At 37.8% G+C, this 12,301-nt stretch carries 7 protein-coding genes and 8 tRNA genes; 1 reads left to right on the top strand and 14 read right to left on the bottom strand.

The annotated features are described in order from the left end of the window. Window positions 1-1,401, bottom strand: a complete 1,401-nt coding sequence (locus ACY3XC_RS25540; RefSeq protein ID WP_464871097.1) for an isochorismate synthase — start codon at window positions 1,399-1,401, stop codon at window positions 1-3. Window positions 1,402-1,755: 354 nt separating this feature from the next. Between ACY3XC_RS25540 and ACY3XC_RS25535 the strand changes: the two genes are divergently transcribed. Further along, window positions 1,756-2,697 (top strand): 1,4-dihydroxy-2-naphthoate polyprenyltransferase, encoded by a 942-nt coding sequence (locus ACY3XC_RS25535; protein ID WP_464871096.1) that lies wholly within the window; start codon window positions 1,756-1,758, stop codon window positions 2,695-2,697. Between the two features lie 45 nt (window positions 2,698-2,742). Here the strand turns inward: ACY3XC_RS25535 and ACY3XC_RS25530 are convergent, their stop codons facing one another. From ACY3XC_RS25530 to ACY3XC_RS25470, 13 genes are all read right to left on the bottom strand, one after another. Beyond that, on the bottom strand, window positions 2,743-5,136 hold the full coding sequence (locus tag ACY3XC_RS25530) for a glycogen/starch/alpha-glucan phosphorylase (RefSeq protein WP_464871095.1): 2,394 nt from the start codon (window positions 5,134-5,136) through the stop codon (window positions 2,743-2,745). Beyond that, entirely contained in the window at window positions 5,126-6,574 is a 1,449-nt protein-coding gene (gene glgA, locus ACY3XC_RS25525) for a glycogen synthase GlgA (protein WP_464871094.1), read from the bottom strand. The genes ACY3XC_RS25530 and glgA overlap by 11 nt, the downstream gene beginning before the upstream one ends. Continuing rightward, complete coding sequence (locus tag ACY3XC_RS25520) at window positions 6,571-7,602, bottom strand: GlgC family sugar phosphate nucleotidyltransferase (protein ID WP_464871093.1); 1,032 nt, start codon at window positions 7,600-7,602, stop codon at window positions 6,571-6,573. The genes glgA and ACY3XC_RS25520 overlap by 4 nt, the downstream gene beginning before the upstream one ends. Before the next feature lie 19 nt (window positions 7,603-7,621). Further along, window positions 7,622-8,767 (bottom strand): glucose-1-phosphate adenylyltransferase, encoded by a 1,146-nt coding sequence (locus ACY3XC_RS25515; RefSeq protein WP_464871092.1) that lies wholly within the window; start codon window positions 8,765-8,767, stop codon window positions 7,622-7,624. Then, the gene (gene glgB / locus ACY3XC_RS25510) at window positions 8,715-10,655 is read right to left on the bottom strand and encodes a 1,4-alpha-glucan branching protein GlgB (protein ID WP_464871091.1); all 1,941 of its coding nucleotides are present in this window, start codon (window positions 10,653-10,655) and stop codon (window positions 8,715-8,717) included. Before glgB ends, ACY3XC_RS25515 begins: the two co-directional genes overlap by 53 nt. An 871-nt stretch (window positions 10,656-11,526) precedes the next feature. After that, a tRNA-Glu gene (locus ACY3XC_RS25505) sits at window positions 11,527-11,598 on the bottom strand. Between the two features lie 10 nt (window positions 11,599-11,608). Then, window positions 11,609-11,699 (bottom strand) — tRNA-Ser (locus ACY3XC_RS25500). A gap of 8 nt (window positions 11,700-11,707) precedes the next feature. Then, window positions 11,708-11,782 (bottom strand) — tRNA-Asn (locus tag ACY3XC_RS25495). A gap of 60 nt (window positions 11,783-11,842) precedes the next feature. Then, window positions 11,843-11,919 (bottom strand) — tRNA-Ile (locus tag ACY3XC_RS25490). A gap of 3 nt (window positions 11,920-11,922) precedes the next feature. Continuing rightward, window positions 11,923-11,996, bottom strand: a tRNA-Gly gene (locus tag ACY3XC_RS25485). 19 nt (window positions 11,997-12,015) lie between these two features. Further along, window positions 12,016-12,091: transfer RNA gene (locus tag ACY3XC_RS25480), tRNA-His, on the bottom strand. Window positions 12,092-12,120: 29 nt separating this feature from the next. Continuing rightward, window positions 12,121-12,196 (bottom strand) — tRNA-Phe (locus ACY3XC_RS25475). A 26-nt stretch (window positions 12,197-12,222) separates the two neighbouring features. Continuing rightward, window positions 12,223-12,299 (bottom strand) — tRNA-Asp (locus ACY3XC_RS25470). Between the last annotated feature and the right edge of the window lie 2 nt (window positions 12,300-12,301).

Here is a 12,301-nt window from a genome sequence, read left to right as displayed (position 1 = left end):
TTAATTTCCTCCAAGGGCGCGAAGCATCGGTCTGAATTTTAAGCTTGTTTCCAAATATTCACTTTCTGAATCCGAGTTCGCAACGACACCACATCCTGCAAATAATGAAGCTTCCTTATCTTGAATGAGACCGGATCGGATAGAAACGGAAAATTCACCGTTTCCTCGATAATCACACCATCCAAGTGGAGCCGCATAAAACCCACGATCCAATTCTTCGACTTCTCTAATTTTTTCTATAGCTTCTTGCTTAGGAAGTCCACCTAGGGCAGGAGTTGGATGAAGCCTTTCAACTAATAAAAGCAATGATGCGTCCTTCTGACATTTACCAATGACAGGTGTATAAAGGTGTTGAATGTCCCTTATTTTCATTAATTGCGGCTTATCTGGAAGGATTATTTCCTCACATGATTCTTCTAAAGCTTCTTTTATCATTTCAACTACATATCCATGCTCAATAAGGTTTTTCTTATCGTTAAGTAATGTTTGCCCTAACATCTGGTCTTCTTCTTCGGTTTTACCTCGTCCAATCGATCCTGCGAGACAGGTAGAGAATACATCGTTTCCTTGTTTTTTTACTAACCTTTCAGGTGTAGCACCAATGAAACAGTCTCCATTAGATTCAAAAACAAAAATAAAGCTATCACGCTGTTGATTATACAAATTCTTAAGAATTACCTCTGCTTTAACGCGTTGATCAAAAAATAACCTTAGTTCCCTAGCAAGAACTACCTTTTTTAATGAGCCGGATTTTAAATCCTCAACCACATCATCCACACTCTGTTTCCATTCCTGTGGAGAAATTTCTTTTGTTTCAAGGAGTTTTGCCGGTTTTAATACAAAATCTTCTTTAGAAGACATGAGTAATTGGACTCGCTCATTTACTACTTTTTCAAAAAGTGTATAATCATCATTTTGGGTACAAACAATATTCGTCGTTAAAAAAGTTTGCCCTTCAACAATTGTCAACATAAACTTTGGAATATGAAATAAAGAATCTGCATATTTAGACCAAAGCGTTGTTTTCGGCTTATGCGGATCAAAGGAAAATCCGCCAAACATTACGGGACCTATGCCATTTTCTTTGTACGGGTTAAAGATAAGACTGTCCTTTAAAAATCCCTTCCATTCCTCTTCAACATGAAAAAAGCGGTCAGTAGCCTGATCCGACTGAATTTGTTTTGATATGCCAAGGCCAATAACCACCACTTCTTCCGATGGGTCTTTCCAATAGAACCTTTCTCCTAGATAGCGCTCTCTTCCACTATTAAAAAAGGATATTGGTTCAATACTATCCATTTTATGTACTTCACTTATTAGAATGGGCCGGCCTAGTTTTTGAGCAGTACTAACTGCCAAAAGACCCCTTTCCTTTAATTCCGTTTCCTGAATGGTAACCAAAAAAATCCCTCCAAAACAGTCAAATGACTGTTATCCATTCATTATTAATGCCAATTTAAAGATACTACTTTCATTGTAAAGAAGTCAGTAATACTTGTCACTATCTATCCTCTTTGACTTCCTCATTATATCTTAAATAATACCGATCAGGGTTGTTTTTGATTTTCACTCGTTTATTTCATTTTCCCTCCAAATTCTCATTAATAATCAGACAGGAATAATCTACTAATTTAGCTAATAAAAAATAATTGACTATAGTCGCCGAATTCGCATAAACTTAGGGTTGGAAAGTTTCAAGCTCATATTACAAATTAATTATGTTATAGATAAATTTTTAAAAAGGGAGAGAAGAAAATGCAGCCAAATATTCAGCACACTTCTAAGCCTGCTGTTGAATCGAATCGTGGTTTTCAAGTTTGGTGGCAAATGACACGTCCCCATACGTTAACTGCAGCATTTGTTCCAGTTTTGCTAGGTACAGCACTTGCACTTGCACATGGGGAAATACATTTTGGTCTTTTCTTTGCCATGTTAATTGCGAGTTTATTAATACAAGCAGCTACTAATATGTTTAATGAGTATTATGATTATAAACGCGGACTCGATAATGAACATTCAATTGGAATAGGTGGTACCATTGTCCGCGATGGTATTAAGCCGAGAACAGTCATGCAGCTCGCTTTAAGCCTCTATGGGATTGCATTATTGATTGGGATCTATATTTGTATGAGTACTAGCTGGTGGCTGGCACTTCTTGGGCTTGTTTGTATGGCAGTTGGTTATTTGTATACAGGAGGTCCTTATCCAATTGCTTATACTCCATTTGGAGAGATTTTCGCAGGGTTCTTTATGGGTATGTTAATCATTTTAATTTCATTCTATATCCAATCGGGAACGGTAACATCTACTAGCCTCCTAATTTCAGTTCCAATTTTAGTTCTAGTTGGTGCCATTAATTTCTCTAATAACATTAGGGATTTAGAGGGCGATAAGGAAAATGGCCGAAAAACATTAGCCATTTTAATAGGTAAAAATAGGGCAGTTACTTTAATGGGTTACATGTTCATTTTTTCATTTCTTTGGATATTAGGTCTCATCGTCACAGAAATTGCTCCAATTTGGACAGTAATCGTGCTTCTTAGTATTCCTAAAGCACTGAAAGCAATTAAAGGCTTTAAAGCAGGTGTTTCACCCATTCAAATGGCCCCTGCCATGAAGGCAACCGCACAAACTAATACAATCTTTGGGTTCTTACTTGCAATTGGTATTCTTATTGGACACTTTGTTTCATTTTAAATAATAAAAGGCTTCTGCTATTTTCAAGTAGAAGCCTTTTACTATTTAGAAAGATTTAATACCCCAGATATTGTCCGCATATTCTTGGATTGTCCGATCACTGGAAAAATATCCTGCATGGGCTATGTTTATTAGGCACTTCTTTTGCCAGATTTGCTGATTCCTAAAGGTCTCACCAATTTTCTTTTGTGTGTCAGCATAGGAAGCAAAATCCTTTAATACAAAGTACTGATCATTTTCCTCCAGCAAGGAATCAAAAATCGGTTCAAATTCGTTATAGACACCAGGGAAAAATCCATTAACAAGCTGATCAACTGCCTGACGGATGCGGCTGTCATGGTGATAATATTCAATCGATTGATAACCGCCATGCTGGTAATAATGTAGTACTTCATCAGCAGAAAGTCCAAATGTAAAGATATTCTCATCCCCAACCAATTCATGAATCTCAATATTGGCCCCATCCATTGTTCCTACTGTCAGTGCTCCATTAATCATAAATTTCATGTTTCCAGTACCAGAGGCCTCTTTACTTGCGGTTGAAATTTGTTCACTTAAATCAGCAGCAGGAAAGACTTTTTCCGCAAGCGAAACGCGGTAGTTTTCGAGGAAAACGACTTTCATTTTATCGCCAATAGCGGGGTCATTGTTAACCTTCTCAGCTACCGTATTAATAAGCTTAATAATTTTCTTTGCATAATAATAACCGGGAGATGCCTTTGCTCCAAAAATGAATACTCTTGGCACCATTGAAAAACTAGAATCCTCTTTTATTCGATTATAAAGATACATAATATGTAATACCTTTAGAAGCTGCCTCTTATAGGCATGCAGACGCTTAACCTGGACATCAAAGATAGCAGAGGAATCCACAACAATGCCGTTATGGCTTTGGATCACGTCAGCGAGTAGCTTTTTGTTATTTCTCTTAATATCTAAAAGTTTATCCATAAAGGACGTATCATTCTGAAATTTTAGTAATTGAATTAAATCACCTGGTGAATTTGTCCATGAAGACCCAATGGATTCAGAAATTAAGGCCGATAAGTCAGGATTTCCTTTTAATAGCCAGCGGCGGTGGGCGATACCATTCGTTTTATTATTGAATTTTTCCGGAAACAGCTGATAAAATTGATTCATTTCACGTGTTTTTAGAATTTCTGTATGCAGCTTGGCCACTCCATTGACACTGAAACTCCCCACAATCGCTAAATGAGCCATTTTTACATAGCCATCAGCAATGATCGCCAGCTTTGCAATCCTATCCCAATCCCCTGTATATTGGTCCCATAACTCCCCGCAAAATCGTTCATTTATTTCTTCGACAATCATATAAATTCGTGGTAACAGCGGCTGAAAAATCCGAATTGGCCATTTTTCCAACGCTTCTGATAAGGTCGTATGATTGGTATAGGAAATGGTATGTTTTGTAATATACCAAGCTAAATCCCAATCAAAACCTTCGTCATCAATTAGGATTCTCATTAGTTCAGGAATAGCCAATACAGGATGGGTATCATTTATGTGAATACAAACGTGTTGATGAAGTTCCTTTAAGTTTCCGTGTTGTTTACGATACGTTTTGATGATGGATTGAATGCTTGCTGATACTAGGAAATATTGCTGCTTTAACCTTAGTATCTTCCCTTCATCATGTGTATCATCCGGATAGAGAAATTCTGAGACAGACTCCGTTTCACGTTTATACTTTAAGATATCCTCATGGAAAGGGAATTGAGATGGTTCTGCATTCCATAGTCTCAATGTGTTAACCGTTTCAGAATTAAAACCAATGACCGGCATATCATGTGGAACAGCCGTTACACTTTCGGCATTCAAATGTTGAAACGTTAAACGGCCATTCTCTGTTCTTCCTTCGACCTTCCCCCAAAAAGGAATTTTAACAGCTAAATCTGCTTTTCGGACTTCCCAGACATTTCCACTCCTGAGCCATTGCTCTGGGAGTTCTACTTGATAGCCATCGACTATTTTCTGTTCAAAAAGACCATGCTTATAGCGTATACCATGACCATGTCCTGGGAGATCCAGCGAGGCAAGGGAATCAAGAAAACAAGCGGCTAATCTGCCTAAGCCACCATTTCCTAAGCCTGCGTCACTTTCTAATTCCTCCAAGTCACTTAAATCGATTCCAAGGTCCCGAAGACCAACTTGTACGGTTTCTTCGATTCCCAAATTGATTAGGTTTTGCCGCAGGAGCTTTCCTAACAAATATTCTATCGATAGATAATAAACTTGTTTTCCTTTTGCAGCCAAGTATCGTTCATTCGTTTTTATCCAATCGTGACTTACAAATTCCCGAATCATAATCCCAAGTGTTTGGTAATGGTCTCGCTCTGAGCTTTCTGAAAAGCTCTTGCCGCAAACCATATTCACCCTCTTTAAAAAATGGTTTTTAAACTCTGTTGGATTAGAAAACATGGGTTTCACTCCTCAAGATCAGCTCTGCATAAAGCTGATTATACTTAAATGCAGACTGGGCCCAGCTGTTATCCTTTTCCATCGCTTTTTGAACGATTGTTTCCCAAGCGGGGTCATGATAAAAGCGTAATGCCCTTCTAATGGTGTAAAGCATGTCATGGGCATTAAAATTTTTGAAAGAAAACCCATTTCCCTCATTAGTAGTCTCATTCCAAGATTGTACCGTATCATTTAGACCGCCTGTTTCACGTACAATAGGCACCGCGCCGTACTTCATCGCAATAAGTTGACCAAGACCGCATGGCTCAAATAGAGATGGCATTAGGAAAAGGTCAGCAGCTGCATATAGCTTGTGAGCCAGTCCTTCACTAAAACCGATGTGCACCTTTAATTTATTTGGATAGGAGTTTGCTGCATGACGCAAATACTCTTCATAGCCATAATCCCCAGTACCCAGAACAACCATTTGAATATCTTCATGAAGAATGTCTCTTAATACACATTTAACGAGGTCTAATCCTTTTTGTTTTGTCAGCCTAGTAATCATCACCATTAATGGTGTGTTTGGGCTCTGTGGCAGCCCAAAGTGCTTTTGGACTTCACTTTTGTTAATCGCTTTATCCTCAAGATTATTTGCTGAAAAAGTTTTGTAGAGCAGCGTGTCATGCGCTGGGTTATAGAATTTATCATCTATACCATTTAAAATTCCAACTAAATCTTCTTCTCTCGTTTTCAAAAGACCTTCCAGTTTTTCTCCATATTCCGGAGTTTGAATTTCCTGTTTATAGGTTGGGCTAACCGTTGTTATTTCGTCTGCTGCAACAAGCGCGCCCTTCATATAATTTATACAGCCAAAAAACTCTAAATTTTCAGGGTGGAAAGATCCCCAATCTAAGCCAAGCAAGTCTCCTAGCGTTTCTCTTGGGAAAATGCCCTGAAATTGTAAATTGTGAATCGTGAAAACAGTACGAATCAAACCATAGTCTTTTCGTTTGTAATATTCCATTCTTAATAAAAATGGAATCATGGCTGTATGCCAGTCATGGCAATGAAGGACATCTGGATAAAAGTCTAGATGTGCCAAAGCTTCCAATACAGCCCGGTTAAAATAGGCGAACCTTTCGCCATCATCATAATATCCATAGAACCCTTCACGTTTAAAATAATATTCATTATCAACAAAGTAATAGGTTACTCCTTGATAGATAAGCTCTTCAATTCCACAATATTGGTTTCTCCAGCCAACAGGAACACTGAATTCAGTCAGTTTTTTCATATCCGCTTTAAAGTCATCGGCAATACTTCCATACTTAGGCAGAATAACCCGTACGTCAGTACCTAGACTTTTCAGTTCTTTAGGCAGAGAGCCTGCAACGTCTGCAAGCCCCCCTGATTTTGCAAATGGACCACATTCTGATACTGCAAATAATACTTTCACGTATTCATCAACGCTCCTTGCTTCGCCCCTTTACGCACAACAATAGGATCTCTGGCGGTACCTGTTAAGATTGTACCTTCCTCAACCTTTACGTCTTTGTCTAATATAACAGAATCAAGATAACAGTTATCTTCAATCACACATTTTTGCATGATAATGCTATTTTTAATAACTGCTCCTTTTCCAATTTTTACGCCTCTGGAGATGATACTATTTTCAACCGAACCATTGATTAAGCAGCCATTAGCAATCATTGCATTTTGGACAGTTGATCCCTTCAAATAACGAGTTGGCGGCTCATCTTTAACTTTTGTTAGGATTGGCTGTTCTTTTATAAATAATTGCTTCCAAACATCGGAATTCAATAAATTTAAACTAGTAGAATAATAGTTTTGAATAGAGTTTATCATGACAGCATAGCCGGAATATTCATAGCGGCAAATGCTGTAATAATGGTCAGGGTCTAACACAACATCTTTCATACATGTATAACCTGTTTCATTTCTTGTTTCAATTAGTTTAATAAGTAAAGATGTTTTCACTAAATACATTTCCATTGGTGTTCCATCTTCATGGTGAATCTCGGTTATATCACACCCAGAATGGATATGGTATTCTAGCAATGGTTTGAAATTCATATTCAGAACGGTATAACAATTCGTAATAATCGAATACTCTTGAGAACTGCGGTAAAAGAAATCTAAGTTTGCTGCAAAGTTCTCAAATGAACCAATTTTATTAATATCTGAATCAACAACGGGAGTAGGGAAAAAGAAAAGGCCATCACGTTTACGATTCAAATCCCAATTCTTTCCTGAGCCAAGGTGATCCATTAGCGATCGATACATCATTTTCGGAAAGATGGCTACACTCCTAATCCCAGAATTAACCATATTTGAAAGAACAAAATCAATGATACGATAACGTCCTGCGAAAGGCAGGGCAGCAAGTGAACGGTGTGTCAAAAGGTCCTCTAGATCATCATGGTACGTTGTTGCGTCAATAACACCTAATAGCTTTCTCTTCAATACATGTCCCTCCCGTATATTATAAAGCAGGATGTAACCCACTTAACATTTCTTCTGTAACAAGAATAATTTCATCATCAAATGAACGAATCACAGTTCCATCTGGAATGACAGCATCACTTGGAACAATTGCTTTTTCAATCTTAACGTTTTCACCAATCACTGCATCAGGCATGATGACCGATTCCTTTATGATGGATCCTTTACCGACGCTGACGCCTTGGAATAAAACAGAATTATCTATTTCCCCTTCAATCGTACAGCCCTCATTAATTAATGACTCCTTAACAATTGCTTCAGGAGAAATATACTGAGGAGGTTGATTTGGATTTACAGAATAGATTCTCCAATCGTGATCAAATAGGTCTAAATCACATTCGTCATTTAATAAATCCATATTTGCTTCCCAAAGACTCTTAACTGTCCCTACATCCTTCCAATAGCCTTTAAAAGGATAGGCATATAACTTCTTATTTTCTTCTAGCAGCGTTGGAATAATATCTTTACCAAAATCGTGGGAGGATTTAGAATTTCTTGCGTCCATCTCAAGATATTCTTTCAGTATATTCCAGCTAAAAATATAAATGCCCATCGAAGCTAAATTATTTTTCGGCTCTGCTGGCTTTTCCTCAAACTCTGTTATTCTTAAATCCTCGTTTGTATTCATAATCCCAAAACGGCTAGCTTCCGCCCAAGGAACTTCTATTAAAGAGATCGTTACATCTGCTCTTTTCTCAATATGATAATCAAGCATACTCTCATAATTCATTTTGTAAATGTGGTCACCTGAGAGAATGAGTACATATTCAGGCTGGTATTGCTTTAAATAATTAAGGTTTTGATAAATAGCACTAGCCGTTCCGGTATACCACTTTACCTCAGAAGTCTCAGCATATGGGGGTAAAACAGTTACCCCTCCATCTTTTCGGTCAAGGTCCCATGCACTACCAATACCTATATACGAGTTTAATAGCAATGGTTGATATTGTGTTAAGACTCCCACTGTATCAATACCTGAATTTGCACAATTGCTTAATGGAAAATCAATGATTCTGTACTTTCCTCCAAAAGGAACAGCAGGCTTTGCCAAATCCTTCGTAAGTGAGTTAAGTCTACTTCCTTTCCCTCCTGCCAATAGCATAGCTACGCACTTCTTCTTTCCCATTCCCTTTTCTCTCCTTTCGTTTTTTCACCGGTCGTATGATCTGAAAGCCAAAAGGCGGAATCGTCACATTAACGGAATATGGTTTACCATGAAATGGCACTTCTTCAGACATAAATGTTTTCTTATTCACAAATCCAGAGCCGCCAAAGTCTTGATGGTCACTATTTAAAATTTCCCTAAACTCACTTTGAATGGGTACGCCAATTTTAAATTCTGGATAGTGAACACCTGTAAAATTGCATATGATGACTAAATAATCATTTTCCGACTTACCTTTCCTAATAAAAGAAAAGACTGATTGGCTTTCGTTATTACAGTCAATCCATTCAAAACCATCATGATTATGGTCAAGCTCATAAAGAGCTTTAGAGCGTTTGTATATTTTTGTTAATTGTTTAACATATTGATTTACATTTTGATGCATTTCATAATCTAATAAATTCCAATCTAATTGTTCTTTATCTTTCCATTCTGAAAACTGACCAAGCTCAAATCCCATAAACAGTAGATTCTTCCCAGGATGCGCAAACATGTATCCTAGAAGCAAGCGAAGCTGCGCAAACTTCTCCCAATAATCACCCGGCATTTTATCTAATAATGACTTCTTACCATGGACCACTTCATCATGTGAAAATGGGAGCATAAAGTTTTCAGAGAAGGCATAAAGAAGTGAAAATGTCACTTTAGTATGGACATTTGCACGTGCAAATGGCGGAGTTTCCATGTATTTTAACATGTCATTCATCCAGCCCATATTCCATTTATAATCGAAGCCTAATCCACCATAATGGACAGGCGAGGTAACGTTAGGGAAGTCTGTTGAATCTTCACCAATCATGACAAACGTTGGATCATATTCATGTACTTCTACATTTAGCTTTTTAAGAAACTCAATTCCAAATGGATTTTCTTGATTATCGTCTGAATTTGGCCAATAAATGATATTAGCAACAGCATCCATCCTAAATCCATCAATATGAAAATAATCTATCCAAAAAAAGGCATTTGAGATGAGGAAGCTTTGAACTTCACCTTTTCCGAGGTCAAAGTTTGCTGTCCCCCAGACTTTGTTTTCCCTGTCACTCTCTGTTTCGTAGGAATAAATATGTGAGCCATCAAAACGATATAACCCATGTGAATCCTTACAAAAGTGACCAGGCACCCAATCAAGAATAACGCCAATGCCATTCTGATGACATTGGTCAACAAAGTACATGAAGTCCTTTGGTGTTCCATAGCGAGAGGTTGTGGAAAAATACCCAGTTCCTTGATATCCCCAAGAACCGTCATAGGGGTGTTCAATAAGAGGTAATAATTCAATATGTGTAAACCCATGTTCAAGCACATAAGGAATGAGTTCTTCTGCCATATCCCTATATGTTAAAAAATCGCCATTTTCATGTTTCTTCCAAGATCCAAAATGAACTTCATAAATTACCTGCGGCTCTGACAAAATGTTCTTTTTTTGTTTCCGGTACATCCAATGGTTATCCTGCCAATCGTAATTCTTCAATGAGTAAACGATTGAAGCAGTATTTGGCCTTAGTTCGGAATAGAAGGCATATGGATCTGCTTTTAAAATTTTTTCATTTTGCGTTGTTGTTATTTCATATTTATAGAGGCTGCCACTTAGGTCTTGATCAATGACTAAAATCCATACACCTTCATTGTTTACCCTATGTAAATCGTAACCTTCTCCTATCCAGCTATTGAAATTACCCACTAGCCTGACTTCTTTAGCATTGGGAGCCCAAACACAAAATCTCGTATAGACTTTGTCTGATTCTGTAAACACGTGTGCCCCAAAAAGCTGATGACTTTGAAAAAGGTTTCCCTCATGAAATAAATGCAACTGATATTCTGTTGGATATAAAGTATTCACTGCCATTAATAACCTCATCCTTGTGAAAATGTATTTCAAGGGTTAATTATAAGTGCAAATAACAAATAATCCTTATAAAACTTTTTTATCTTTTCTGACAATAAGTTTTATAGTCTGTCATATAACCGGATATTTCAACAACTTACGACAACATTCAACAGAGATTCCTTCAATTAACGACAAAAATATATAAAGTTTTTTTGCGATTTTGGGTAAAAAATATTATTTGATTTATTATAAATTAAACAGTATAAAATTATATAAAACCTAGAGAATGTAAGCGTTACCAACGGTTTTCCCGGTGATGCGGAAATGGATATAATTATATTAAAATAGTATTTTTCCTTAGACATTACTCTCTCAAATCTTAGGCTAGCTATGGACGTTTTAGAGGATTGAATTGTTTATTTTTCTTATATAACAACAAATAATTTGAGATGATTCTAACATAGGAGTTAGTAAGGACAATTAGAATGAAAGCGGACATTTCATAATGGCTTATGCTGCATGGCATAAAGAGGCTGGAGTTACCCATATGGCATAATCTACAGGTGTTCGGTCACTCCATAGATTTAGGTATTGTATTGTTTACTATGGCTCTATTAAAACTGAATGATGATTTCACTGTTTTTAGAAAATAAGCGGAGTTTTTCCGCTTATTGTATCCAAATCCATGGATTTTGTCATATTTAAAGCAGTTAACCGGAATATCTCCGCTTAAATCACCTTCTTACGCTTACTCTTTATACAATAACCGGAAATTCTCCGCCTATGAATTCTCAACTCTACACGAAAATCAACAATGAATAATAACAGAGCCTTTACTATAAAAAAAGCACAAAAAAACTGATGATAATATATCATCAGCCTTTTTGTATGACCCCTACGGGATTCGAACCCGTGTTACCTCCGTGAAAGGGAGGTGTCTTAACCACTTGACCAAGGGGCCTTAATTTTTATGGCGGAGAAGGAGGGATTTGAACCCTCGCGCCGGTTACCCGACCTACACCCTTAGCAGGGGCGCCTCTTCAGCCTCTTGAGTACTTCCCCATAAAAAATGGCTCCGCAGGTAGGACTCGAACCTACGACCGATCGGTTAACAGCCGATAGCTCTACCACTGAGCTACTGCGGAACAGTAAAAAGTTATTTTGCTTCACAAAAAATTCTAATTATTTTGCCTCGCAAAAAATTCTGGTGGGCCTAAATGGACTCGAACCATCGACCTCACGCTTATCAGGCGTGCGCTCTAACCAGCTGAGCTATAGGCCCATATGGAGCGGGTGATGAGAATCGAACTCACAACATCAGCTTGGAAGGCTGAGGTTTTACCACTAAACTACACCCGCACTATTATAAATAAATAAATGGGGCGACTGATGGGAATCGAACCCACGAATGCCTGAACCACAATCAGGTGCGTTAACCACTTCGCCACAATCGCCATCATAAAATTTTTCATTTAAAAACAAATGGTGGCTCAGGACGGAATCGAACCGCCGACACAAGGATTTTCAGTCCTTTGCTCTACCGACTGAGCTACTGAGCCACATTACTGTGCCATTTTAATAAAAATGGCGGTCTGGACGGGACTCGAACCCGCGACCTCCTGCGTGACAGGCAGGCATTCTAACCAACTGAACTACCAGACCAA

Source organism: Bacillus sp. CZDM1 (genome assembly GCF_055502545.1).
This window is presented reverse-complemented; position numbering and strand designations above follow the sequence as displayed.